Annotated in this window: 22 protein-coding genes; 11 read left to right on the top strand and 11 right to left on the bottom strand. The window is 72.7% G+C overall.

Features of this window, described 5'->3' with window-relative positions; genetic code table 11:
- Nucleotides 1-669: 669 nt before the first annotated feature.
- The 6 genes from pheT to infC all read right to left on the bottom strand — a co-directional run bounded on the left by pheT (nt 670) and on the right by infC (nt 7,667).
- Nucleotides 670-3,237 (bottom strand): phenylalanine--tRNA ligase subunit beta, encoded by a 2,568-nt coding sequence (gene pheT / locus NYF13_RS29820; RefSeq protein ID WP_315661231.1) that lies wholly within the window; start codon nt 3,235-3,237, stop codon nt 670-672.
- Entirely contained in the window at nt 3,237-4,292 is a 1,056-nt protein-coding gene (gene pheS / locus NYF13_RS29815; RefSeq protein WP_315661229.1) for a phenylalanine--tRNA ligase subunit alpha, read from the bottom strand. The genes pheT and pheS overlap by 1 nt, the downstream gene beginning before the upstream one ends.
- Nucleotides 4,293-5,524: 1,232 nt before the next feature.
- Complete coding sequence (locus tag NYF13_RS29810) at nt 5,525-6,337, bottom strand: RNA methyltransferase (RefSeq protein WP_315661277.1); 813 nt, start codon at nt 6,335-6,337, stop codon at nt 5,525-5,527.
- Entirely contained in the window at nt 6,334-6,711 is a 378-nt protein-coding gene (gene rplT / locus NYF13_RS29805; RefSeq protein ID WP_220241958.1) for a 50S ribosomal protein L20, read from the bottom strand. Before rplT ends, NYF13_RS29810 begins: the two co-directional genes overlap by 4 nt.
- Before the next feature lie 66 nt (nt 6,712-6,777).
- Nucleotides 6,778-6,972 carry a 50S ribosomal protein L35 gene (gene rpmI, locus NYF13_RS29800; protein ID WP_315661227.1) on the bottom strand — a complete coding sequence of 65 codons (195 nt, stop codon included), beginning with the start codon at nt 6,970-6,972 and terminating at the stop codon, nt 6,778-6,780.
- 68 nt (nt 6,973-7,040) lie between these two features.
- Complete coding sequence (infC, locus tag NYF13_RS29795; protein ID WP_315661276.1) at nt 7,041-7,667, bottom strand: translation initiation factor IF-3; 627 nt, start codon at nt 7,665-7,667, stop codon at nt 7,041-7,043.
- A 216-nt stretch (nt 7,668-7,883) separates the two neighbouring features.
- Here infC and NYF13_RS29790 point away from each other — a divergent pair, with 216 nt between their 5' ends.
- From NYF13_RS29790 to NYF13_RS29780, 3 genes are all read left to right on the top strand, one after another.
- Nucleotides 7,884-8,243, top strand: coding sequence for a DUF1844 domain-containing protein (locus tag NYF13_RS29790; RefSeq protein WP_315661226.1), 360 nt, complete (start codon nt 7,884-7,886; stop codon nt 8,241-8,243).
- 272 nt (nt 8,244-8,515) lie between these two features.
- Nucleotides 8,516-9,130 (top strand): GntR family transcriptional regulator, encoded by a 615-nt coding sequence (locus NYF13_RS29785; RefSeq protein WP_315661275.1) that lies wholly within the window; start codon nt 8,516-8,518, stop codon nt 9,128-9,130.
- On the top strand, nt 9,127-10,125 hold the full coding sequence (locus NYF13_RS29780) for a 1-aminocyclopropane-1-carboxylate deaminase (protein ID WP_315661224.1): 999 nt from the start codon (nt 9,127-9,129) through the stop codon (nt 10,123-10,125). Before NYF13_RS29785 ends, NYF13_RS29780 begins: the two co-directional genes overlap by 4 nt.
- A gap of 35 nt (nt 10,126-10,160) precedes the next feature.
- Here NYF13_RS29780 and NYF13_RS29775 read toward each other — a convergent pair whose 3' ends face one another.
- From NYF13_RS29775 to NYF13_RS29765, 3 genes are read right to left on the bottom strand one after another with little or no spacing between them, the layout of a single operon-like run.
- Nucleotides 10,161-10,544 (bottom strand): RidA family protein, encoded by a 384-nt coding sequence (locus tag NYF13_RS29775; protein WP_315661274.1) that lies wholly within the window; start codon nt 10,542-10,544, stop codon nt 10,161-10,163.
- Complete coding sequence (locus NYF13_RS29770; protein WP_315661223.1) at nt 10,544-11,302, bottom strand: IclR family transcriptional regulator; 759 nt, start codon at nt 11,300-11,302, stop codon at nt 10,544-10,546. Before NYF13_RS29770 ends, NYF13_RS29775 begins: the two co-directional genes overlap by 1 nt.
- 34 nt (nt 11,303-11,336) lie before the next feature.
- On the bottom strand, nt 11,337-12,278 hold the full coding sequence (locus tag NYF13_RS29765; RefSeq protein ID WP_396287761.1) for a sugar kinase: 942 nt from the start codon (nt 12,276-12,278) through the stop codon (nt 11,337-11,339).
- A gap of 152 nt (nt 12,279-12,430) precedes the next feature.
- On the opposite strand from NYF13_RS29765, the gene NYF13_RS29760 reads away from it, so the two are divergent.
- The 8 genes from NYF13_RS29760 to NYF13_RS29725 are packed head-to-tail and all read left to right on the top strand — an operon-like array spanning nt 12,431 to nt 22,442.
- On the top strand, nt 12,431-13,735 hold the full coding sequence (locus NYF13_RS29760) for an amino acid deaminase (RefSeq protein WP_315661221.1): 1,305 nt from the start codon (nt 12,431-12,433) through the stop codon (nt 13,733-13,735).
- Entirely contained in the window at nt 13,735-15,330 is a 1,596-nt protein-coding gene (locus NYF13_RS29755; RefSeq protein ID WP_315661220.1) for a D-aminoacylase, read from the top strand. Before NYF13_RS29760 ends, NYF13_RS29755 begins: the two co-directional genes overlap by 1 nt.
- Nucleotides 15,327-16,736, top strand: coding sequence for a gluconate:H+ symporter (locus NYF13_RS29750; protein ID WP_315661219.1), 1,410 nt, complete (start codon nt 15,327-15,329; stop codon nt 16,734-16,736). The genes NYF13_RS29755 and NYF13_RS29750 overlap by 4 nt, the downstream gene beginning before the upstream one ends.
- Before the next feature lie 38 nt (nt 16,737-16,774).
- Complete coding sequence (locus NYF13_RS29745) at nt 16,775-17,917, top strand: lactonase family protein (protein ID WP_315661218.1); 1,143 nt, start codon at nt 16,775-16,777, stop codon at nt 17,915-17,917.
- A 34-nt stretch (nt 17,918-17,951) separates the two neighbouring features.
- Nucleotides 17,952-19,235: an extracellular solute-binding protein gene (locus NYF13_RS29740; RefSeq protein WP_315661217.1), complete on the top strand. Its 1,284-nt coding sequence runs from the start codon at nt 17,952-17,954 to the stop codon at nt 19,233-19,235.
- 5 nt (nt 19,236-19,240) lie between these two features.
- The gene (locus tag NYF13_RS29735) at nt 19,241-20,194 is read left to right on the top strand and encodes a sugar ABC transporter permease (protein WP_315661216.1); all 954 of its coding nucleotides are present in this window, start codon (nt 19,241-19,243) and stop codon (nt 20,192-20,194) included.
- Nucleotides 20,195-20,208: 14 nt separating this feature from the next.
- Nucleotides 20,209-21,051: a carbohydrate ABC transporter permease gene (locus NYF13_RS29730; protein WP_315661273.1), complete on the top strand. Its 843-nt coding sequence runs from the start codon at nt 20,209-20,211 to the stop codon at nt 21,049-21,051.
- A 2-nt stretch (nt 21,052-21,053) separates the two neighbouring features.
- On the top strand, nt 21,054-22,442 hold the full coding sequence (locus tag NYF13_RS29725; protein ID WP_315661215.1) for a beta-N-acetylhexosaminidase: 1,389 nt from the start codon (nt 21,054-21,056) through the stop codon (nt 22,440-22,442).
- A 55-nt stretch (nt 22,443-22,497) separates the two neighbouring features.
- Here the strand turns inward: NYF13_RS29725 and NYF13_RS29720 are convergent, their stop codons facing one another.
- The gene (locus tag NYF13_RS29720; protein WP_315661214.1) at nt 22,498-23,175 is read right to left on the bottom strand and encodes a response regulator; all 678 of its coding nucleotides are present in this window, start codon (nt 23,173-23,175) and stop codon (nt 22,498-22,500) included.
- The gene (locus tag NYF13_RS29715; protein WP_396287747.1) at nt 23,172-24,776 is read right to left on the bottom strand and encodes an ATP-binding protein; all 1,605 of its coding nucleotides are present in this window, start codon (nt 24,774-24,776) and stop codon (nt 23,172-23,174) included. Before NYF13_RS29715 ends, NYF13_RS29720 begins: the two co-directional genes overlap by 4 nt.
- Nucleotides 24,777-24,784 lie beyond the last annotated feature (8 nt).

Genomic DNA, 24,784 nt, shown 5'->3' with positions numbered 1-24,784 from the left:
ATCGTCACCCGGTGACGCCCGCTACGCGACCGGCAGCGCGAAGACGATCGTCGCCGGAGCCAGACCAGCCACGTGGCGAGCCGGAACAGCCCTGGATCCAGGGCCGCTACCGGTGAATCCACTCGCGTGGAGCAGCCGGTGGTGCCAGCGAACCGGCTTCACGATCAGGCAGCTGACAGTGCTTGGACCAGCGCCTCGCCGAGGCAGTGGGTCTGAACGGCAGCGGCTTGAACGGCGGTGGAGCGAGGCGGCGGGCCGGGCTGGTGGCCGCTGGCGCCCGTCCAACCGTGGAGCACGCCGGACGGTGTCGCTGGTCGCACCCTGAACGCTGGGGTGGATGAGTGCTTCGAGCGGCCGGAGACGCCGAGCCCGCTCTGAGCGTTGCGACGGTTGGGGGTGCCGGGAGGTCCTACGCAGGGCTGGTGTCGAACGGCCCGTCAGCCGAGTTCGCGGTAGCGGACTTCAGCTTTCGGTCACCACGTCGTGAGCCGGTGGGCGAGTGGGCTGCAAGCCGGGCGTGCCTCGCAAGAGCGTTGGCTGGCTGCGGGAACGCCCGTCCGGCCGGAACGCTGGGCGGAAACGCCCGTGGGCCGGGAGCGTGCGAAGGGCAGCGCTCCCGGCCCACGAGAGGCCGGTCCTCGGGATGGCGGGTGCCGTCCCGGGGTTCGATCAGGCTCGGAGGGTAGCTTCGAAGCGTTCGCCCGCCGCGGCGATGGCGGCGTCTCGGGCCCTGGTCGCCTCGTCGACGGTCAGGGTGCGGTCCGGGGCCCGGAAGCGGAGCTTATAGGCCAAGGAACGCTTGCCCTCGCCGACCTGCTCGCCGGCGTAGACGTCGAAGAGGGTGATCTCTTCGAGCAGTTCTCCGGCACCGGTGCGCAGGACGTCGGCGAGGTCGGCCGACGGGACGTCCTGGGCCGCGACCAGGGCGACGTCCAGGAGCACCGGCGGGTAGGCCGACACGCTGGGGGCCGGACGCGAGTCCGGGAGCGGGATCGCGTCCAGGTCCAGTTCCATGGCGACCGTGCGGGGCGGCAGGCCGAGGGCCTCGACGACCTTCGGGTGCAGCTCGCCGGCGTGGCCGACCGGCCAGCCGCCCACGCTCAGCTGCGCGCAGCGGCCCGGGTGCCAGGGCAGGAGGTCGGCGGACTGCACCGTCAGCTCCACACCGGCGGCCTCGGCCACCACGCGCGCGGCCTGCACGGCGTCGGCCCAGCCGGCGGGTTCGCCTTCGCCCCACCAGCCGGCGCGGCGGCGACGGCCGGTGAGGACCACGCCGACGTGCACGGGCTGGGCGGGCACCGCCGCCTCCAGGACCGCGAGCTGCTCGTCGGTGGGACGGTGCTCGACGCCGAGGTCCGGGACCTCGAGCTGGTTCGGCTTCGGCAGCACGACCTGGCCGATGTTGAACAGCGAGACGTCCTTCATGCCCCGGGACACGTTGCGCTGCAGCATGTCCAGCAGACCCGGCAGGAGCGTGGTGGACATCCGGTCGAGGTCGGCTTCGAGCGGGTTGCGGACGCGCACGGTGGTGCGGCGGACGTCGTCGGCGGGCAGGCCGAAGGCGTCCCACACCGAGTCGGAGACGAACGGGAACGGCAGCACCTCGACGTACCCGCCCTCGGCGAGCGCGCGGGCGACGGCACGGCGGCGGCGCTGCGTTTCGGTGAGACCACGACCGGCCGGCGCCGCAGGCAGCTCCGACGGGATGCTTTCGTAGCCTTCGAGCCGCAGCACCTCCTCGACCAGGTCGGCCGGCTGCACGAGGTCACCACGCCAGGTCGGCGGAATGACCGTGACCAGCGAAACACCGGCGTCGCTGGTGCTGACGTTGACCCGGCAGCCGATCTGGCCGAGCCGCTTGACCGTGACGCCGCGCTGGTAGCGCACGCCCGCGATCTGGTCGGGCAGGTTGATCGGCATGGTGACCGGCGGGTTCGGGGCGACTGCGCCCTCGTCGGTGCGGCCGGGCTGGATCGCGGCGTCACCGTACTGGCGCAGCAGGCGCGCGGCCAGCTCCACCGCGGCCGCGCACAGCGCCGGGTCGGTGAACCGCTCGAACCGCTTGGCCGCTTCGGAGAACAGCCGGTGACGGCGGGCCGTGCGGCTGATCGACGCGGGGTTCCAGTGCGCCGCTTCGAGCAGCACGTCGGTGCTCTCCGCGGTGATCTCGGTGCTGGCGCCGCCCATGGTGCCGGCCAGGGAGATCACGCCGCTGTCGTCGGCGATCACGATGTCGTCGGCGTCGAGCTCGCGCTCCACGTCGTCCAGCGTGGTCAGCCGCTCGCCCGGCTGCGCGCGGCGCACCACCAGTTCACCCTGGACCGCCGAGGTGGCGAAGGCGTGCAGCGGGTGGCCGACCTCGAGCATCACGTAGTTGGTGACGTCCACCGCGAGCGAGATCGACCGGACCCCGGCCAGCATCAGGCGCCGCTGCATCCACCACGGCGTGGGCGCCGTCGCGTCGAGGCCCTTCACCCGGCGCAGCACGAACCGCGGGCAGCCCTCGGGGTCTTCGACCCGGATCGGCCACGCGTCGCCCTCGGCCTCGGGGAGCTCCACCGCGGCCGGGTCGCCGAACGGGACGTCGAGCGCGTTGGACAGCTCGCGGGCCAGGCCCCGGATGGACAGCGCGTAACCGCGGTCGGGGGTCGGGGTGACCTCGATGACCGTGTCGGACAGGCCGAGCAGTTCCTTGGCGTTGTCACCCGGGCTCGCGGTGCCCGAGGGCAGCACGAGGATGCCGGTGTGGTCCTCGCCGAGGCCCAGTTCCTTGGCCGAGCAGATCATGCCGTCGCTGACGCGGCCGTAGGTCTTGCGCGCGGCGATCGCGAAGTCACCCGGCAGCACCGCCCCGGGCAGCGCGACGACGACCAGGTCGCCCTCGGCGAAGTTGCGCGCGCCGCAGATGATGCCGCGGGTCCGGATGCCGTGCGGGCCCTCGGCCTCGAACGGGGCGTCGTCGTCACCTTCGTCCTCGTCGTCGGCGGCTTCGGCGATGTCCTCTTCGGACGCCTCCTCACCGACCTCGACGCGGCAGAAGCGGACCGGCTTCTTGAACTCCGTCAGCTCCTCGATCTCCGCCACCCGGCCGACCACGAGCGGACCGGTCACCGGTCCGAGCTCGCTCAGCTCGTCGACCTCGATCCCGATCCGCACGAACGCGTCGGCCAGGTCCTGGGGCGTGACCTCGGCATCCACCTCGAGATGCGCGGTCAGCCAGCTCACCGGGACTCGCACTACGCCTCCGTTCCGAAGGGAAGGGTGAACCGGACGTCGCCCTCGACGAGGTCGCGCATGTCCGGGATGCCGTTGCGGAACTGCAGGGTCCGCTCGATGCCCATGCCGAAAGCGAAGCCCGAGTACACCTCGGGGTCGACGCCGCAGGCGCGCAGCACGTTCGGGTTGACCATGCCGCAGCCGCCCCATTCGACCCAGCCGGGGCCGCCCTTCTTCTCCTCGAACCACACGTCCACCTCGGCCGAGGGCTCGGTGAAGGGGAAGAAGTGCGGGCGTAGGCGGCTCTTGGAGTTCTCGCCGAACATGGCGCGCGCGAACGTGTCGAGCGTGCCCTTGAGGTGCGCCATGGTGATGCCCTTGTCCACCGCGAGCCCCTCGACCTGGGTGAACACCGGGGTGTGGGTGGAGTCCAGCTCGTCGGTGCGGTAGGTCCGGCCGGGGCACACGACGTACACCGGTAGCTCGCGGTGCAGCAGGCTGCGGGCCTGCACCGGCGAGGTGTGCGTGCGCAGCACCAGTCCGGAGTCCTCCTCGCCGACGTAGAAGGTGTCCTGCAGCTGGCGCGCCGGGTGGTCCTTGCCGAAGTTGAGCGCGTCGAAGTTGAACCACTCGGCCTCGAGCTCGGGGCCTTCGGCGACCTCGTAGCCCATGGCGATGAAGGCGTCGGCCACCCGCTCGGAGACGGTCGTGATCGGGTGCCGGGCCCCGCGCGGGATCTGGTCCCACGGCAGCGTGACGTCGACGGTCTCCGCACGCAGCACGTGCTCGTCCCGCTCGGCCTGCAGCACCGCGCGACGCTCGTCGAAGGCGGCCTGGATCGCCTGGCGCGCCTCGTTGACCCGCTTGCCCGCCTCGGCCTTCTCCTGCTTGGGCAGTCCGCCGATCTCCCGGCGCGCGAGCATCAGCGGCGAGTGGTCACCGAGGTGGGCCGGCTTGGCGGCGGCGAGCGCGTCCAGGTCGGCCGCGGCGGCGAAGGCCTCTTCGGCCGCCTTGATCGCCGCGCGCAGGGTTTCCGGTGCGAGCACCTCGACCGGCTTGTCTGTGGCTCCGGACATGACTCCTCGGCGTCCACTGGGACTGGTTGGGCGGCGGCACGCGGGCGGGAAGCCGCACGTGCACATCGGGCAGCCCAGTCTAGGGGATCGGCCCGCCGGCCCGGCCGCTCGCCCTCCGGTTCCGGAGCGGCGGCGCCGGATCACCACGGCCGGTCACACCACCGCGCCACGGATCGGGTGACCCGCCGGACGCCGTCACGCCGCGAAGATCCACCGCCGCCGGACGTGAGGCGGGCAGCCGGGGTGAAACGGCGGGCCGAACGGTCTGACCGAGTCCGGGCGACGCGGTGGAGGGGGCCGGGTGACTGTCCGGATAGCACGCAGGACATCGGGTGACCTGGCGAAGACGGACTCGTGGCGCGGCGATGAGCCGGGCACGGGTCCGGCAGGCGACGAACACCCGGTCCGAGGACCGTGAGCCGACAGCCGGTGGGCAGGCTCACGCAGCCAGACTGGAGAACCGCCATGAACGGGTGGGCGAACTGAACCGACGAGCAGAGCACGCAGGTAACCGAAGCCGGGGAAGCAGCCAGTGCGAGACCAACCGGGGCGAAGCACCGCCACCAGCCAAGCCGGGAAACAGTCGAGACGCGGGCAGCCTGGTGAAGTACCGCCGCTAGCGAAACCCGGGAAACAACTGAGAAGCGGGCAGCCTGGTCAAGCACCGCCGCCAGCCAAGCCCGGAAATAACCGACGCAGGACCAACCGGGGTGAAGCACCGACACCAGCCGGGAACCAGCCGATGCGGGAGCTAGCTGGTGAAGTACCGCGGGCGGTACCGGGCAGGTTCAGCACCGGGCGAGCTTGGTCGGGCGGGCTCAGTCCCGGGCAGGCTCAGCCGAGCGGGTTCGCTGTCGAGCAGGCTCGATCGGCAGATTCGGTGCTGGGCAGTTCGGGCGGACAGGCTCAGTACCGGATCGAGCTGGGCCGGGGCAGGCCCAGCCCGGGGCACGCTCGATCCGGAGTACCCCCATTCTCGGGCGAGCTGAACCGGGGCAGGCTCAGTCCGGGGCAGGCTCGGTCAGGCGGGTTCGATTCCGGGCAGGCTCACCCGGGGGCATGCTCCTCCCGGGGCAAGCTCAGCTCCGGGCAGGCTCGGTCGGGCCGGTTCGATTCCGGGTAGGCTCATCCAGCGGCAAGCTCATCCCGGGGCAGGCTCGGTCAAGCGGGCTCGATCCCGGGCATGCTCATCCCGGGCCAGGCTCTGTCGGGCCGGTTCGGGAGTGGAGTGGTCAGTGCCGGGTGGCCATTGCCGTCGTGTAGACGCAGATGGCGGCGGCGGTGGCCAGGTTGAGGCTTTCGGCCTGGCCGTAGAGGGGGATCTTCACCGCGGTGTCGGCGGCGGACAGGACGTCGGGGGGGAGGCCGTGGGCCTCGTTGCCGAAGATCCAGGCTGTGGGGGTGTCGAAGGCCAGGGTTTCCAGGGAGGTCTGGGCGTAGCCGTGGGCGGCCAGGGTGCGCAGGCCGGCGGTCTTCAGCGCCGTCAGCACCGCGGGGGTGTCGCGGACGCGGGCGATGGGGACGTGGAAGGTGCTGCCGGCGGCGGCGCGGACGCTCTTGCCGTTGTGCGGGTCCACCGTGTCGCCCGCCAGGATCACCGCGTCGGCGCCCGCGGCGTCGGCCACGCGGACGACCGTGCCCGCGTTGCCCGGCTCCGCGACGTCCACCAGGACGACCACCAGGGACGCTCCGCCGAGCACCGTCTCCAGTGGACGGTCGACCAGGGAGCAGACGGCCACCAGGCCTTGGGGCGTCACGGTTTCCGACAGGGCGGCGGCCGCGCGGTCGGTGATGGGCGAGACGCGGATACCGGCGTCGCGGGCCGCGGCCAGCAGCGGGGGGTGCGCCGCGGCGGCGCGGTCGGTGGCGAACAGCTCGTGCACCGTGCCGCAGGCCAGGGCGGCCTCGACCGCGTTGGCCCCTTCGGCCAGGAACCGGCCGGTCCGGTCGCGTTCCGCGCGGCGCGTGAGCTTGCGCGCAGCAACGACCCGGGGGGTCCGTTCGGTGAACGGTTCCGCCCCGGGTCGCTGGGAACTGCCGGTCAGGCCGACTTCGCTTCGCCGGTGTTGACGTTCGCCTTGGCGAGCTCGGCGAGCGCGGTGAAGGCGGCGGCGTCGTTGACCGCGAGGTCCGCCAGGATCTTGCGGTCGACCTCGACACCCGCGACCTTGAGGCCCTGGATGAACCGGTTGTAGGTCACGCCGTTGGCCCGGGCGGCCGCGTTGATGCGGGTGATCCACAGCTGGCGGAAGTCACCCTTGCGCGCACGGCGGTCGCGGTAGGCGTAGTTGAGCGAGTGAAGCGTCTGCTCCTTGGCCTTGCGGTACAGCCGCGAACGCTGGCCGCGGTAGCCGCTGGCCAGTTCGAGAGTTGCGCGACGCTTCTTCTGGGCGTTGACCGCCCGCTTGACGCGTGCCACTGGTCCATCCTGTCGGTTTCGGGGGGCGCGGAGACCCCGGGGTGAGTGGTGCGGGTACGGGGAGGGTCAGATCCCGAGCAGGCGCTTGACGCGGCCGGCGTCGGTCTTGGCCACCTCGACGGTGCCCTCGAGCCGGCGGGTGAGCCGGTTCGACTTCTTCTCCATCAGGTGGCGGCGGCCGGCCTTCTGGCGGCGCAGCTTGCCCGTGCCCGTCACGCGGACCCGCTTGGACGTGCCCTTGTGCGTCTTCATCTTCGGCATGAGTTGTCCTCTTCCGTGCGGCGGCACACCGGAACCCCGGTGTGCCGCTGACTGTGCTGGTCGGCGCGTTACGCCTCGGGAACCTCGGCCTCGGCCTTGACGGCCTTGGGCTTCACGTTCTTGTGCGGGGCCAGCACCATGATCATGTTGCGACCGTCCTGCTTGGGCGACGATTCCACGAAGCCCAGCTCGGTCACGTCGTCGGCGAGCTTCTGCAGCAACCGGAAACCGAGCTCCGGCCGGGACTGCTCGCGCCCACGGAACATGATCGTGACCTTGACCTTGTTGCCGGCCGCCAGGAACCGCGACACGTGACCCTTCTTGGTCTCGTAGTCGTGCTGGTCGATCTTCGGCCGCAGCTTCTGCTCTTTGATGACGGTCAGCTGCTGGTTGCGGCGGGACTCGCGGGCCTTCTGCGCGCTCTCGTACTTGAACTTGCCGAAGTCCATGAGCTTGCACACCGGCGGGCGGGCCTGCGGAGCGACCTCGACCAGGTCGAGATCGTTCTCCTGGGCCAGCCGCAGCGCATCTTCGATCCGGACGATGCCGACCTGTTCGCCGTTGGGCCCGACGAGTCGGACCTCCGGCACCCGGATGCGTTCGTTGATGCGTGTCTCGGAACTGATGGGGCCTCCTTGGTCCGAGTGAAATTTCTCGTTTTCGACCTGGTGCCCACATGAATCAGGCCCCGCCACCGGCTGTGTCACCGGTTCACGGGGCCCGCTCTGTCTCCGATCGCGCCCGGTCGGTGAAGATCGGGCGCTTCGCCGCAAGTGAAGAACACCGGAGGGCATCCATCGCTTCGGCGAGACCGGACCCGGACACCTGAGGCGGTGACGCGGGTGGGAGCGGGGCTCCACTTGCCGCCCCCGATCACTCGGGGGCTGGTCGCTCGTGGAAGGGTACCAGACGTGTCAGATCAACCTTCTTCACCGCCCCCCTATTCCCCGGACGTCCGCGAACTGGAGGACATCCCGAGCGTGGAGGTGATCAGCCGCGCGGCCGTGATGCTGCTGTCGGCGGGCGCCGAGCGCCTCGGCCTGGCCGATCCCGACCCGGCCACCTCACCCCACCGCGACCTGGACGAGGCCCGCCGGCTGATCACCGCGCTGGCCGGCCTGATCACCGCCTCGGCGGAATACCTCGGCCTGCACGCCGGACCGCTGCGCGACGGGTTGCAATCGCTGCAGAAGGCGTTCCGCGAGGCCTCGGTCGTGGCCGATCCGCCGGGTCAGGGCCCGGGCGAGAAGTACACCGGGCCAGTCCACTGAGCCCGGGGCGGCCTCCGCCCCTCCCACGGCCGGTTCGGACGGCCGTCAGTCTTCCCGGCAGAACGCCCGGCTGGATCTTCCAGCCGGGCGTTCTGCGTCGGCCGGACCGCCACGAACCGCCGGCCTGCGGTCCTTGCGGCCACCTCGGCTCGCCATCTAACATTTTAGTGGTGATCCCCCAGCCGGAACACCACCGTTCCCCCGACGACCGGACGGCCGGTCCGGCCCTGCGCTCGGTCGAGCGGCCCCGGTCCCGGCTGGACCGGCCGTTGCTGCGGGACACGGCCTACGAGCGGATCCGGCGGGCGATCATCGACGGGACGCTGCCCGCCGGGACCGCGCTGCGGGACGGGGACCTCGCCCAGCAGCTCGGGCTCTCGCGGGCGCCCGTGCGGCAGGCGCTGCTCCGGCTGGCCGGGGACGGACTCGTCGATTCGAAACCGCAGAGCTACACCCGGGTGGCCGGGTTCGTCGACGAAGACGTTCGTGACGCGGTGCAACTGGTGCGCGCGCTGCACGAGTTCGCGGTGGGGCAGGCACTGCCCCGGCTCGAAGCCGGGCACATCGCCGAGATGCGGGCGGCCAACGAGCGGTTCGCCGCGGCCGTCGAGGAGCGGGACGCCGGGGCCGCCATCGAGGCCGACGACCAGTTGCACGAGGTGCCCGTTCGCGTATGCGGGAACCGGGCCGTGGCGGCGACGCTCGAGCGCTACACGCCGCTGCTGCGGCGGCTCGAACACGCCCGCTTCACTTCCCTGCCCGCGCACCGATCGGTGCGGCGGCACACCGAGCTGATCGACGCCCTCGCCGAGGGCGACGCGGTCCGGGCCGCCGCCGTCACCTCGACCATCTGGTCCGACCTCGAAGACCTCCTGGAGATACCATGACGCTCGCCGGCTTCCCCCGCTTCCCGCTGCTGATCGGGCCCTCGCCGGTGCACCGGCTCGACCGGCTGACCGAGCACCTCGGCGGGGCCACCGTGTGGGCCAAGCGGGAGGACCTCAACTCCGGCCTGGCCTACGGGGGCAACAAGACCCGCAAGCTGGAGTACCTCGTGGCCGACGCGCTCGCCCGGGGCGCGGACACGCTCGTCTCGATCGGCGGCGTGCAGTCCAACCACACCCGCCAGGTCGCGGCCGCCGCGGCGCGCGCCGGGCTGAAGGCCGTGCTGGTGCAGGAGAGCTGGGTGGACTGGGACGACCCGATGCACGACCAGGTGGGCAACATCCAGCTCTCGCGGATCCTCGGCGCGGACGTGCGGCTGGCCGACGCGGGCTTCGGCATCGGCTTCAAGCAGAGCTGGGAACGGGTCGTCGCCGAGATCGAGGCCGGTGGCGGGAAGCCGTACGCGATCCCGGCCGGCGCCTCGGACCACCCGCTCGGCGGGCTCGGCTTCGCGAACTGGGTGGCCGAGCTGGAGCAGCAGGAGCGGGAGCTCGGCGTCTTCTTCGACACCGTCGTGGTCTGCTCGGTCACCGGCAGCACGCAGGCGGGCATGGTCGCGGGCGTGGCGCTGAGCGGGCGGCCGCGGACGGTGCTGGGCATCGACGCCTCGGCCAAGCCCGGCGAGACGCGCGAGCAGATCACGCGGATCGCGAAGGCGACCGCGGACCTCATCGGGGCGCCCGGTATCGGCGAGGTGGTGCTGGACGAGCGCTACCACGCCGGTGTGTACGGCATCCCGGACGAGTCCACTTTGGACGCCATCCGCACCGCCGCGCGGCTGGAGGGCATGATCACCGACCCGGTGTACGAGGGCAAGTCCATGGCCGGGCTGATCGACCTGGTGCGCCGCGGTGAGATCGACCGCGGCTCGAACGTGCTCTACGCCCACCTCGGCGGCCAGCCCGCGATCAACGCCTACACCAGCGTGCTGGGCTGACCACCGCGCCGGTGGGGGCCCCACCGGCGGCGGCGTCAGTCGAGGACCGCGAGCACGTCGATCTCCACCAGGAGACCGGCGGGCAGGCCGACGTAGACGGTGGTGCGGGCCGGTTGCGGGGCTTCGCCGATCAGCTCGTCGTAGACCTCGTTGAACGGGCCGAAGTGGCTGGTGTCGGTGAGGAACACGCGCACCATCACGGCGTCGTCCAGGCTGGAGCCGGCCTCGGCCAGCACGGCCTGGACGTTCTTGAAGGTCTGCCGGGTCTGCCCGGCGATGTCCTCGCCCACGATGGCGCCGGTGGCCGCGTCGAACGCCACCTGCCCGGCCACCTGGAGCAGGTTGCCCTTCCGGACGGCCTGCGAGAACTTCGCCGGCGGCTTCGGCGCGTTCCCGGTGCTGATCGCCGTCTTGCCCATCATGACCCCTTTCCGTTCTCCGTCCATCCACTGTGGACGGAAGCTTCGCCGGTCGCGGCCAGCAGCTGCGGCACGAGCGCGAGCAGGCCCTCGTGGTCGAGCAGCACCTTCGGCACGGATATCGACGCGGCGGCCAGCACCTCTCCCCCGCCGCCGCGGATCGGCGCCGCGACGCAGTGGATGAAGTCCTCGTGCTCGGCGTCGTCCACCGCGTAGCCGCGGGCGGCGACCTCGTCCAGCTCGGCCAGGTAGGCCTCGGGCGAGCTGATCGTGTTCGGCGTCAGCACCACGTAGTCGATACCGTGCGCGAGCGCCTCGCGCCGTGCGCGCGGCATCGCCGAGACGAGCACCTTGCCCACCGCCGTGCAGTGCAGCGGGGCGCGCTTGCCGATGCGCGAGTACATCCGGACCGAGTGCCGCCCCTCGTACTTGTCGATGTAGACGACTTCGCCGTCTTCGTAGGTGGCCAGGTGCACGGTGTGGCCGGTGCGCTCGTTCAGCGAGGCCAGCGCCGCGGCCGAGCTGCGCCGGACGTCGCGGTCCTCCAGCGCCTGGCTCGCCAAGTCGAACAGCGCGCTGCCCAGCCGGTAGTGCCGGGTGCCCTCGCGGCGGACGAAGTGGTGCGACTCCAGCGTGCGCAGCAGCCGCAGCACGGTGGTCTTGTGCACGCCGACCGCTTCGGCCAGCTCGTCCAGCGTCTTCGCCCCCGGCGCCAGCCCGGCCAGCAGCGTCAGGGCCCGGTCCAAGCTCTGGCTCATGCCGTCTCCCCGGGGGAAAGCACTTCGGCGGGGCTCACGCGAGCACCAGCCCTTCCGCGGTCAGCCGCGCGGCGGCCCACTCGTCCTCGCCGGCGTGCACCAGCCGCTCCAGCACGTCCGGGGCCAGCGGAGGGCCGACGTCGTCGTGGGTCAGCAGGGTGGCGGCGGCCTGCAGGTGGCCCCGGCGCAGGCGGGTGGCCGGGTCGGCGCCGCGGAGGGTGGCGGCCAGGAAACCGGCGGCGAAGGCGTCTCCCGCGCCGACCGGTTCGACCACGTCCACCCGCAACGCGGGCGCGAACACGGGCGGCGCCGAGCCTTCGACCAGGGTCGCGCCGTGCTCGCCGTGCTTGACCACCAGCGTGCCGACCGCGGGCAGCCGTTCGCGCAGCCGGGCCGGTTCGCCGGTGCCCCACACCCGTGCGGCCTCGTCGTCGCCGGTCAGCACGATGTCCGCGCGGGCGGCCAGTTCGGCGAGCACGGCGGCGTCGCGCCCGGCCCACAGCGCCGGGCGGTGGTTGACGTCGAAGGACACCAGCGTGTCGCCCCGCGGCGCGTCGAGCAGGGCGCGCACCAGGGCGAGGCAGCTTTCCGACAGCGCGGGCGTGATCCCCGAAAGGTGCAGTACGCGGACGTCGCCGAGGTCCAGCCCCGGCAGCAGGCCCGGCCCCATCCCGGACGCGGCGGAGCCCGCCCGGTAGTAGCGCACCGGACTGCCGTGCGCACCGCTTTCCTTGACGTACAGGCCGGTCGGGCGCACCGGGTCGACCGAGACGCCGCTCACGTCGACCCCGGCGGCGGCGATCTCGCGGACCAGCGCGCGGCCGAACGGGTCGTCGCCGACCGCACTGACCCAGCCGCTGCGCACGCCGAGCGCGGGCAGGTGACAGGCCACATTGGACTCCGCGCCGCCGATGGTGCGCAGCCAGCGGCGGACCTGCTCGGGCGGGCCGGGCTCGGCCGGCACGAACAGGGCCATCGACTCGCCGATGCAGAGCACCTCGGGCGCGCTGGTCACTGAATGTCTCCCCGTTCTTCACCCCGTTGACCGCTGGCGAACCGGATGCTACACCTATGTCGCGCATTCTGCGCAACGTCCGTTGCAACATACGCAACCTAGGTCGGTCACCCATGCAGAGTTCCGAGAACGACGCCCTGACCGCCGCCGTCCGCGCCGGCCGCGAGGAGCGGATCGACTGGCGGTTCCGCTCGATCGCGCCCGCGCTCGCCGGGCTGACCCTCGACGAGGCCTCCGCCCGCCGCGCGAACCTGTTCGGCGACGGCTTCTTCGGCCCCTTCGTCGTGCTGGACGCGGCCGCGCTGGAGCACAACCTGGCGACGATGGCCGCCTGGTGCGCCGGGCGCGCCGTCGCGCTGGCCCCGCACGGGAAGACCACGATGGCGCCCGAGCTGTTCGCCCGCCAGCTCGCGCACGGCGCGTGGGGGCTGACCGCGGCGAACGCCGGGCACCTGCGGGTCTACCGCGCCTTCGGGGTCCCCCGGATCCTGCTGGCCAACCAGCTGCTCGACCCGTCCGCGCTGCGCTGGCTGGCCGGCGAGCTGGCCGCGGACCCCGGGTTCGAGTTCGTCTGCTGGGTCGACTCGGTCCGCGGGGTCGAGCTGATGACCGAGGCGCTGGCCGGTTCGGCCCGGCCGGTCGACGTGCTGGTGGAGCTGGGCGCGGACGGAGGGCGCACCGGCGTCCGCGACACCGCGGACGCGCTGGCCGTCGCCGAGGCGGCCGCGAACAGCCCGGCGCTGCGGCTGCGCGGCACCGGCGGTTACGAGGGCTCGCTCTCCCACCACACCGACGAAGCGGCGCTGGCGAAGATCAGCTCCTATGTGGACGGTATGCGGGAGCTGACCGTCTCGCTGGCGGACCGGGGGCTGCTGGCCGAAGGGCCGGTGCTGGTCACCGCCGGCGGCAGCGCGTACTTCGACCGCGTGGCCGACGAGCTGACCAAGCCCTGGCCCGAGGGCCTCGAAGTGCTGCCGATCCTGCGCAGCGGCGCCTACCTGACCCACGACGACGGGTTCTACCGCGAGATCTCCCCGCTGGGCGAGCACCCGCGGATCCCCGGGGTCGCGGCCTTCCGGCCGGCTCTGCACGCCTGGGCGCAGGTGACGTCGAAGCCTTCGCCCGGGCTGGCCCTGCTCACCGCGGGCAAGCGCGACCTGCCGTTCGACGAGGGGATGCCGAGGCCCCAGCGGCTGCGTCACGAAGGCGTCGTCACCGAACTGACCGGCCACACCGTGACGAAGCTGAACGACCAGCACGCTTTCCTGGACCTGCCGTCCGGCTCGCCGGTCGAGGTCGGCGACTGGGTGCGGCTGGGCCTCTCGCACCCGTGCACCACCTTCGACAAGTGGCCGCTGCTCCCGGTGGTGGACACCGACGGCGAGACCGTCACCGGCTTCGTGCGGACGTGGTTCTGATGGACCTGGTGATCCGCGGGGCGCAGGTCGCCGACGGGACCGGCGCCGAGCCGGCGCGCCTCGACGTGGGGGTCACCGGAGACCGGATCACCGAGGTCGGCGCGCCCGGCTCGGTGACCGGCCGGCGCGTCCTGGACGCCGGCGGGCTGGTGCTCGCGCCGGGGTTCATCGACATGCACTCGCACTCCGACCTGCAACTGCTCACGCAGCCGGACCACCTGGCCAAGGTCTCGCAGGGCGTCACCACCGAAGTGCTCGGGCAGGACGGGCTGTCCTACGCCCCGGTCGACGACACCGTGCTCGAAACCCTGCGCCGCCAGCTCGCCGGCTGGAACGACGACCCGGCGGGCTTCGACTGGAACTGGCGCTCGGTCGGTGAGTACCTGGACCGGCTCGACGCGGGGGTCGCGGTGAACGCCGCCTACCTCGTGCCGCAGGGCACCGTGCGGATGCTGGCGCTGGGCTGGGAGGACCGGACCGCGACCGAGGCGGAGCTGGCGCGGATGAAGGAACTGGTGGCGACCGGAATGCGCGAAGGCGCCTTCGGGATGTCCTCGGGCCTCACCTACCCGCCCGGGATGTACGCCGGCACGGCCGAGCTGGTCGAGCTGTGCCGCGTGGTGGGCGAGCACGGCGGCTACTACAGCCCGCACCACCGAAGCTACGGCCGGGGCGCGCTGGAGGCGTTCGCGGAGATGGTCGAGGTCTCGCGCCGCTCCGGCTGCCCGCTGCACCTCGCGCACGCCACGATGAACTTCTCGGTCAACCAGGGCCGGGCGCCGGACCTGCTGCGGCTGCTGGACGACGCCCTCGACGACGGCTGCGACATCACCCTCGACACCTATCCGTACCTGCCCGGGGCCACCTACCTCTCCGCGCTGCTGCCGAGCTGGGCCTCCGAGGGCGGGCCGGCGGCGACGCTGGCCCGGCTGTCCGACGTGGACACCCGGGAGCGGATCCGCGCCGAGATCGAGGAGTCCGGTTCGGACGGTGCGCACGGCGTGCCGATCGACTGGGACGCCATCGAGGTCAACGGCGTCCGCAACGCGGGGAACTCGGCGCTGGTGGGCCACAGCGTCGCCGCGTCCGCCCGGGCCGCCGGGCGACCCCCGGCCGAGCTGTACTTCGACACCCTGCTCGACGAGCACCTCGGCACCTCCTGCCTGATGCACGTGGGACACGAGGAGAACGTGCAGGCGATCATGCGCCACCGCACGCACACCGGCGGCTCCGACGGGCTGCTGGTCGGCGACCGGCCGCACCCGCGCTCCTGGGGCACCTTCCCCCGCTACCTCGCCCGGTACGTCCGCGACCTGGGCGTGCTCGGGCTGGCCGACTGCGTTGCGCACCTCACCGGGCGCGCGGCCCGGCGGCTGCGGCTGGCCGACCGGGGCCTCGTGCGCCCCGGGTACGCGGCCGACCTGGTGCTGTTCGACCCCGAGACGGTCGCCGACACCGCCACGTTCGACGAACCGAGGCAGCCCGCCGCGGGGATACCGCACGTCTTCGTCAACGGCGTCGCCGCGATCGAGGACGGCCACCCCACCGGCGCGCTGGCCGGGCGGTCCCTCCGTCACCCCGGGAGGGGCCGATGATCCACTGGCTGCAGACCACCACGGGCGGGCTGCTCACGCTCGCCGCCGTCTCGATCGCCGTGCTGCTGGTGCTGATCATCAAGGTGAAGGTCGAACCGTTCATCGCGCTGATCGTGGTGGGCCTGCTCACCGCGCTGGCCGCCGGGCTGCCGGTGGGCACCCTGGTCGGCACCGCCCAGAAGACCTCGGACTCCTTGCTGGAGAAGGGGTTCGGCAGCATCCTCGGGCACATCACGGCGATCATCGGCCTGGGCACGCTGCTCGGCTCGATCCTGGAGGCCTCCGGCGGCGCCCGGGTGCTGACGTCGGCGCTGCTGCGCTCGTTCGGCGAGAAGCGCGCCCCGCTGGCCATGGGCCTGTCCGGGCTGATCTTCGGCATCCCGGTGTTCTTCGACATCGGCATCTTCGTGCTGGCGCCGCTGGTCTACGCCGCGGCCAAGCAGGGCGGCCGCTCGATCGTGCTGTACGCCATGCCGCTGCTGGCCGGGCTGTCGATCACGCACGCGTTCATCCCCCCGCACCCCGGTCCGGTCGCGGCCGCGGGGCTGCTGCACGTGGACCTCGGCTGGCTGATCCTGATGGGCGCGCTCTGCGGGATCCCGGCCTGGTTCGCCGGCGGCATCCTGTACTCGACCTGGATCGGCCGGCGGGTGAACGTGCCGCTGGCCGAGGAGTTCGCCCGGCTCGCCGGCGACCGGAGCGACCCCGAAAACCCCGAAGACCCGGCGGGCGGGGCCCCGTCGCTGAAGCTGGTCGGCGGCATCATCGCCATCCCGCTGGTGCTGATCCTCGCGGGCACGTTCGGCAGCATCCTGCTGCCCAGGAACTCCGGCGCCGCAGGGGTCGCGGCCTTCCTGGGCACGCCCGCGATCGCGCTGACCATCGCGACCCTGCTGGCCTCGTGGCTGCTGGGCCACCGCCGGGGGATGACCGGGGCGCAACTGGGGGAGCTCTCGGCCGCCGCGCTGCGCCCGGTGGCGATGATCCTGCTGGTGGTGGGCGCGGGCTCGTTCTTCGGCGCGGTGCTGTCCGCGACCGGTATCGGCCAGGCCGTGGCCGGCTCGCTCGGCGACGCCGGGCTGCCGGTGATCCTGGCGGCGTACGTGATCAGCTGCGGCATGCGCATCGCGCAGGGCTCGGCGACGGTCGCGATCGTCACCACGAGCGGCATCATCGCGCCGACGGTGGCGCAACTGCACTACTCGCAGGCGCAGCTGGCCCTGGTCGTCGTCGCGATCTCGGCCGGCTCGATCATCGCCTCGCACGTCAACGACGGCGGGTTCTGGATCGTGTCGCGCTACTTCGGGCTGACCGTGCCGGACACCCTGAAGACCTGGACCGCGCTGGAAACCGTGCTTTCCGTCAGCGGCTTCGCCGTGGCCGCCCTGGCCATGCTAGTGGTCTGAACCACATTCGGTCCCCTCCACCGTTGGGAGTCACCACGATGTCAGGACTTTCCCGCCGCACCTTCCTCGGCGCCGCCGGCGGCGCGGGCCTCGCGACCGCGCTCGGCCCGCAGTTCGCCGACGCCGCGACCGCGCTGTGCCGGCCGTCCGCGGGCACGACCGCATACGTCGGCAGCTACACCAGCTCCCCGCCCGCGGGCCACGGTCTCGACGTGGTCACCCGCGCCGGCTCCGTGCCCGCGCTCACCCCGGTTCGCACCGTCCCCGGCGTGCCGGACGCTTCGTGGTTCGACCGCAGCCGCGATGGCCGGACCCTGTACGTCACCGACGAAGGCGATCCGACCGGCTCGGTCTCGGCGCTGGACATCAGCACCGTGACCAGTCCGAAGCTGCTGGGCCGCACGTCGTCGAAGGGCAGCGCGCCGACCCACCTGTGCGTCCACTCCAGCCAGGAGTTCGTGCTGGCGGCCAACTACGGCTCGGGCAGCGTGGTCGTGCTGCCGATCCAGGCGGGCGGCGGGCTCGGCGCGGCCACCGACCTGCAGCAGCACGTCGGCGCCGAGCGCGCCCCGCACGCCCACCAGGTGGTCAACGACCCCACCGGCCGGTGGGTGCTCTCCGTCGACCTCGGCGCGGACTCGGTGTACGTTTCCACCCTCGACGCCGCCACCGGGAAGCTCGCACTGCACCAGCAGATCACGCTGCCCTCGGGCGCCGGGCCGCGCCACCTGGCCTTCCACCCCGGCGGCCACTACGCCTACCTCGCCCAGGAACTGCGGCCGGAGGTCACGGTGCTGAGCTGGGACGCGGCCGCGGGCCGGCTCACCCCGATCGCGGTCGTCCCGGCCGTGCCCGCGGGCAGCTCCGGCGACCTGTTCCCGGGTGAGATCGCGGTGTCGAAGGACGGCCGGTTCGCCTACGCCACCGTGCGCGGCCCGAACACGATCGCCACCTTCTCCGTGTCCGGCGACGACTCGGGACTCACCCTGGTGTCCAGTGTGGACACCGGCGGCAACTGGCCGCGCCACCTGGCGCTGAGCCCGGACGAGACCTGGTTCTACGTCGCCAACCAGCGCTCCGGCACGGTCACCTGGTTGCCGCGCGACGCCTCGACCGGCCGGCCCGGGGCGGTCGCGGGTTCGCTCGCCGTCCCGTCGGTCAACTCGGTCTTCTTCGCCTGAACCCCCACGAGCCCCGAATCCCTGGAGCCCACCCATGAGAGTGCGCCGCACCTTCACCGCCGTCGCCGCGCTGGCCCTGCTGGCCGGCTGCGCGCCCACCCAGTCCGCCCCCGCCGCGCCGGGCGGTGACGACCGGACCGGCACCCTGCGGGTCTGGCTGTTCGACGAAGCCCACCGCGCCCCGAAGGAGGCCGCGGTCCGGGACGCGATCGCCGAGTTCGAATCCACGCACGCCGGGGTCGACGTGGACGTGCAGTGGGTGCCGGTCGAGGGCCGGGCCGACAAGTTCTCCGGGGCCTTCAACGACCCGTCGAACGCCCCCGACGTCGCCGAGTTCGGCAACACCGACGTGGCCGGCTACGCCCAGACCGGCGCGCTGGCCGACCTCACCGGCGACCTCGCGTCCTGGCCGGAGGGCCCGGACCTGCTGCCGGCCGTGCTGGACACGGCCAAGGTGAACGGCAAGACCTACGGGCTGCCCTGGTACACCGGCATCCGCGCGCTCTACTACCGCACCGACGTGTTCGCCGAGCTGGGCCTCAAGCCCCCGGCCACGCTGGCCGAGCTGACCGAAGCCGCGCGCCGGATCCGGGCGGCCAAGCCCGACCTGTACGGCATCTCCGTCGGCGGCAAGTACACCTACGCGATGCTGCCCTACATCTGGGCCCACGGCGGCGAGATCGCCGAGCAGGACCACGGGAAGTGGACCTCCACGGTGCAGGACGGACCGGCCCGGGCGGGCCTGACCCAGTACGCCGGGCTGCTCTCCGGCGACATCTGCCCGCCCTCGGCCTGCGCGAACCTCACCGGCACGCAGAGCGTGACCGCGTTCGCCGGCGGCAAGGCCGGCATGACCATCGGCGGCGACTTCAACCGCAAGGCCGTGGCGCAGGGCGCGGTGCAGGACAAGTACGCCGTGGTCCCGCTGCCCGGCACCACCCCGGGCTCGATCGCCCCCGCGTTCGCCGGCGGCAACCTGCTCGGCGTGTTCGGCGCGAGCCGGCACCACGGGCTCGCGGTGCAGTTCACCGAGCTGCTGGCCGGCGCCAAGTACCAGGAGAAGATGTACGACGCCATGGGCAACCTGCCCACGCTCGGCCGCGTGCAGGAGAAGCTGGCCGCCGGCGACCCGTCGCTGAAGCCCTTCGTGGACAGCCTGAAAGCGGGCACCAAGTTCGTGCCCGCGACCCCGGCCTGGTCCAAGATCGACAGCCAGAACGTGCTGCCCACGGCCGTGCAGCAGATCGCGACCGGCAGCAAGGACGCGGCGGGCGCGCTGGCCGACGCCGCGGCCGCGATGAACAAGAACTTCGGCTAGCCGCCGTGGTCACGCCGCAGTTGCCCGCCGCCGTCCCGGCCCCGCCCGCGCTCCGTCCGGCGCGGCGGCGGGACGGCCGCGCCGCCGCGCTCTACCTGCTGCCGGCGGGTTTGCTGCTCGCCGCGCTGCTGGCGTACCCGATCTACCAGCTGGTGCTGATCTCGTTCTACGACTACGGGCAGCCCCAGGCCGCGGGCGCGGCGCCGCTGGTGTTCCTCGGCTTCGACAACTACGCGGCCCTGCTGTCCGACGCGCAGTTCTGGACGGTGCTGGCCAAGACCGTCGGGTTCGCCGCCGCCTGCGTCCTCGGCAGCCTGGGAGCCGGCACGGCGCTGGCGGTGCTGGCCGGCCGGGTCCGCGCGGTGCCGCGGACGCTGCTGTTCCTGGCCGCGCTCGGCGCGTGGTCGACGCCCGCGATCGCCGGCTCGTACGTGTGGCTCTTCCTCTTCGACACCGACTTCGGCCTGGTCAACGAGGTGCTTTCGGGGATCGGCTTCAGCGGGATGGCGCACCACTCCTGGACCTTCGGCACCTTCGGCGCGTTCGGGCTGGTGGCGGCCGAGGTGATCTGGTGCTCCTTCCCGTTCGTCCTGGTGACGATGTACGCCGGGATCAAGGCCATCCCGGAGGAGGTGCTGGAGGCGGCCTCCCTCGACGGCGCCTCGCCGTGGCGCTGCACCTGGGCGGTGGTGCTGCCGATGGTGCGCCCGCTGCTGGTGATCGCCACGATCCAGTCGATCATCTGGGACTTCAAGGTGTTCACCCAGATCTACGTGATGACCAACGGCGGCGGCGTGGCCGGGCGCAACCTGGTGCTCAACGTCTACGCCTACCAGCAGGCCTTCGCCGGTCAGGAGTACGGCCTCGGCTCGGCGATCGGAGTCGTGATGACCGTGCTGCTGCTGTCGGTCACCGGGCTGTACGTCCGGTCCCAGCGCCGGGGTGAGGCGGGACTGTGACGAGCGCGCGGAAGGTGCGCCGCCCCGGGCGGCTGGTGGCCGAGGTCGTCACGGTGGTGGTGGCCGGGCTGGTGGCGTTCCCGCTGTACTGGATGGTGCTCTCGGCGTTCAAGCCGGCCGGGGAGATCCAGACCGCGAGCCCCCGGCCGTGGACGTTCGCGCCTTCGCTGGACAGCTTCGCCCGGGTGCTGACGGTGTCCGGGTTCGGCCGGTTCTTCCTCAACAGCCTGGTGGTCGCGCTGGCCGTGGTGGTGCTGTCGCTGCTGATCTCGTTCCTGTCCGCGGTGGCGCTCACCCGGTTCCGCTTCCGCGGCCGCACCGTGCTGCTGGTGATGATCCTGGTGGCGCAGATGGTGCCGGTGGAGGCGCTGACCATCCCGCTGTTCTTCCTGATGCGCTCGGTCGGCGCGGTGGCGCCCGCGTTCGGGCTCAACGAGCTGGGCTCGCTGGTGCTGGTGCACCTGGCCTTCAGCCTGCCGTTCGCGATCTGGATGCTGCGCGGCTTCGTCGCGGCGGTCCCGGTGGAGCTGGAGGACGCGGCGGCCCTGGACGGCGCCTCGCGGGTGCGCTTCACCTGGCAGATCCTGTTCCCGCTGGTCTCACCCGGGCTGGTGGCGGTGAGCGTGCTCGCGTTCATCCACGCGTGGAACGACTTCCTGTTCGCCAAGACCTTCATCATCTCCAAGACCGAGAACCAGACGCTGCCGCAGGCCATCCTGGTGTTCTTCAAACCGGAGGACACCGACTGGGGCGCGGTGATGGCCTCCTCCACCCTCATGACCATCCCGGTGCTGGTGTTCTTCGTGCTGGTGCAGCGCCGGCTGATCGCCGGGGTGGCGGGGGCGGTGAAGGGCTGAGCATGCCCGGATTCGACACCCTGCTCCCCCGCCCGGTCTCGGTTTCCCCCGCGCCGGGGACCTGCCCGTGGCCGGTGGCCGTCTCGGTGCGGGCCGGACCGGAGCTGCCCGCCGAGGGCTACCGGCTGGACATCACCCCGGACGGCGTCACCCTGTCCGCTTCGGACTCCGCCGGCGAGGTCCACGGCCGCGAGACCCTGCGCCAGCTCGCCGGGCCGGACGCCTTCCGGGCCGCGCCGATCCACAGTGGACTGACCCTGCCGTGCGGGGTGGTGCGGGACCACCCCCGCCACGGCTGGCGCGGCTGCCTGCTCGACGTGGCCCGGCACTTCCGGACCAAGGCCGAGGTGCTGCGGTTCGTCGACCTGCTGGCCGCGCACAAGCTCAACGTGCTGAACCTGCACCTCACCGACGACCAGGGCTGGCGGATCGAGGTGCCGCGCTACCCGAGGCTGACCTCGGTCGGCGGCTGGCGGCACGGCTCGGCCGTCGGCCGGCACGACGGACCGGAGCGCGACGGCCGTCCGCACGGCGGCTTCTACACCACCGACGACCTGCGCGAGATCGTCGCGTACGCCGCGGCACGAGCGGTGACGGTGGTGCCCGAGATCGACGTGCCCGGCCATTCCCGCGCGGCCATCGCGGCGTACCCGGAGCTGGGACCGGAACCGGAAGCGCAGTGGGAGGTGTGGACCGCCTGGGGCGTCAGCACCTCGCTGCTCGACCCGTCGGAGTCCACCCGGGCCTTCTACCGCGCCGTGTTCGACCACCTGCTGGACATCTTCCCGTCGCCGGTGATCGCGCTGGGCGGCGACGAAACACCGGGCCGGACCGAGGCGCACGGCCGGTTCGTCCGCGACCTCGCCGCGTACCTGGTCTCACGCGGGCGCCGGCCGATGGGCTGGGACGAGGTGCTGGACATCGACGGCCTGCCGCCGATGCTGATCGGCGCCTGGCAGTCCGACGCCGCCGGGCAGCGCGCCGCGCACCTCGGCCACGACGTGGTGCTCTGCTCGGAGGAGCACCTGTACCTCGACCACCGCCAGTCCGACCACCCGGACGAGCCGATCCCGGTCGGCTACCTGCACACCCTGGCCGACGTGTACGGCTACGAACCGGCGCTGGCCGGTCCCCGGCTGCGCGGCGTGCAGGCCCAGATCTGGGCCGAGCACCTCGACACGGTCCGGCGGGTGGACTACGCGGCGTTCCCGCGGCTGGCCGCCTTCGCCGAACTCGCGTGGAGCCCCCCGGGTCGTGACTTCGCCGAGTTCCTGCCCCGCCTGCGCGACCACCACCTCCCGCGGCTGGACGCCCTGGGCGTCGAGTACCGGCCGCTGGACGGGCCCCACCCCTGGCAGACCCGGCCGGACGCGCCGGGCCGGCCACGCTGAGCGCCCCGCCGTACAAATCGTTATACACAAGCCCGGCCGTGGTGGTAGAGGCCGATCAGGGCGAGGTGACCGGCTTCAACCGGTACCAGACCTCGGGCCGCCCCACCTGCCCGTACCGCGGCTCGCGCTGGGCCAGACCGTTGTCGGCCAGGTACTCGAGGTACCGCCGGGCCGTGACGCGGGAGGCGCCGATCGCGCTCGCGGCCGCGCCGGCGGAGAGTCCTTCCCCGGCCCCGGCCAGCGCGTCGGTGATCGCTTCCAGTGTCTGCGCGCTCATGCCCTTGGGCAGCGGAAGGCGCTCGCTGGTGCGCAACGAGGAGAGCGCGCGATCGATCTCGGCCTGGCCGCCCGCCTCGCCCGAAGCCTGCCGGAATTCCGCGTACCGCTCCAGCTTCTCCCGCAGCGAGGCGAAGGTGAACGGCTTCAGCAGGTACTGCACCACCCCGACGGACACCGCCGCCTTCACCAGGGCCAGGTCGCGCGCCGAGGTCACCGCGATCACGTCGATGGGCAGCCCGGCCGCGCGCAGGGAGCGGCAGACCGCGAGGCCGTGGGTGTCGGGCAGGTAGAAGTCGAGCAGCACGAGGTCGACGGGCTCGCGTTCGCAGAAGCGCAGCGCGTCGCCGCCGGAGTGCACCACGCCGGCGACCACGAAACCGGGCAGCCGCTCCACGTAGACCCGGTGCGCCTCGGCGGCCACCGGCTCGTCCTCCACCACCAGCACGCGGATCACCGGGGCACCTCCTGCTTCGGCAGCCGGACCGTGAACACCGCGCCGCCGTCCCGGCCGACCTCGACGCTGCCGCCGTAGCGCCGCACGGCCTGGCCGACCAGGGCGAGCCCCAGCCCGTGGCCCTCGTCCGCCTTGGTGGACCACCCCCGGCGGAACATGTCCCCCACCGCCTCCTGCGGCACTCCCGGGCCGTTGTCGGCGACCCGGAGGAACAGGTCACCGTCGCCGGAGCGCGCGGTGACCACCACGGCGGGCCGCCCGCCCGCGCCGCGCACCGCCGCGTCGATCCCGTTGTCGACCAGGTTGCCGAGGATGGTCACCAGGTCACGGCCGGTGATCGCCGGGCCGAGGTCTTCGATCACCGTGTCCGGCGTGATGGTGAACTCGACCCCGCGCTCGCTGGCCTCGGCCGCCTTGCCCAGCAGCAGCGCGGCGAGCACGGGCTCGGCGATCGAGCCGACCACCCGGTCGGTCAGCTCCTGGGCCAGCGCCAGCTCCGCGGTCGCGAACTCGACCGCGTCCTGCGGCCGGCCGATCTCCACCAGCGAGACCACGGTGTGCAGCCGGTTGGCCGCCTCGTGCGCCTGCGACCGCAGCGCCTCGGCCAGGCTGCGCGCGGTGGTCAGCTCGCCGGTCAAGGTCTGCAGCTCGGTGTGGTCGCGCAGGATGACCACGGTGCCCTCCGCCCGCCCGCCCGTGCGGACCACCGTCGTGCTGACCACCAGCACCCGGGAATCGGTGACGTGCAGTTGCTCGGTCCGGGCCTGCGCGGCGGTGAACGCGGCCACCAGCTCCGGCGGCAGCCCCAGCCCCTCCAGCGGAAGTCCCGCCGGATCGGCGTCGAGGCCGAGCAGCGCGCGGGCGCCGTCGTTGCACAGCCCCACCCGCCCGTCGCGGCCGACGAGCAGCACACCCTCGCGGACCGCGTGCAGCACGGCTTCGTGGTACTGGAACAGGGTGCTCAGCTCGTCCGGCGCGATACCGCGGGTCTGGCGCCGCAGCCGGGCGCTGACCAGCCAGCCCCCGCACGCGCCGACCAGCAGCACCGCGCCCGCGACCCCGGCCAGCGGCCCGGCCCGCTCCCGCAGCTCCGCGGAGATCGCCGCGATCGTGATGCCCACCGAAACCAGCGCGACCACCCGGTGCGCCCCGTCGAACACCGGCACCACCGCGCGGACCGACGGCCCGAGCGAGCCGGTGTAGGTCTCGGTGACCACCCCACCGGACTGCGCCGCCGCGATGTGGCCGAGGAACGGCTGCCCGATCAGCGCCGGGTTCGGGTGGGTGTATCGGGTGCCCGCCGGCGACATGATGGTCACGAAGTCCACGCCGGTGTCGGCCAGCACGCGTTCCGCGAACGGCTGGAGCTCCGAGCTCGGGTCCGGTGTGGACGCTGCCCGGGCGACGTCGGGGGCGTCGGCGATCGCGCGCGCCACCGACAGCGACTGCTGGCTCGCGCGGTCCTTGGTGGTGCGCAGCGAGTCGAAGTAGGCGATCGTGATCCCGCCCGCGACGAGCACCAGCAGCACCGCCAGCTGCAGGACGAGCAGCTGGCGGGCGAGGCTCCACCGGCTCGACCGGGTCCGTGGCTTCGTCGGCACGCCGTCCA

Source organism: Amycolatopsis sp. PS_44_ISF1, from assembly GCF_032335455.1.
Taxonomy (GTDB): Bacteria; Actinomycetota; Actinomycetes; order Mycobacteriales; family Pseudonocardiaceae; genus Amycolatopsis.
The sequence above is the reverse complement of the archived record's forward strand: the minus strand, read 5'-3'. Positions and strand labels throughout refer to the sequence as shown.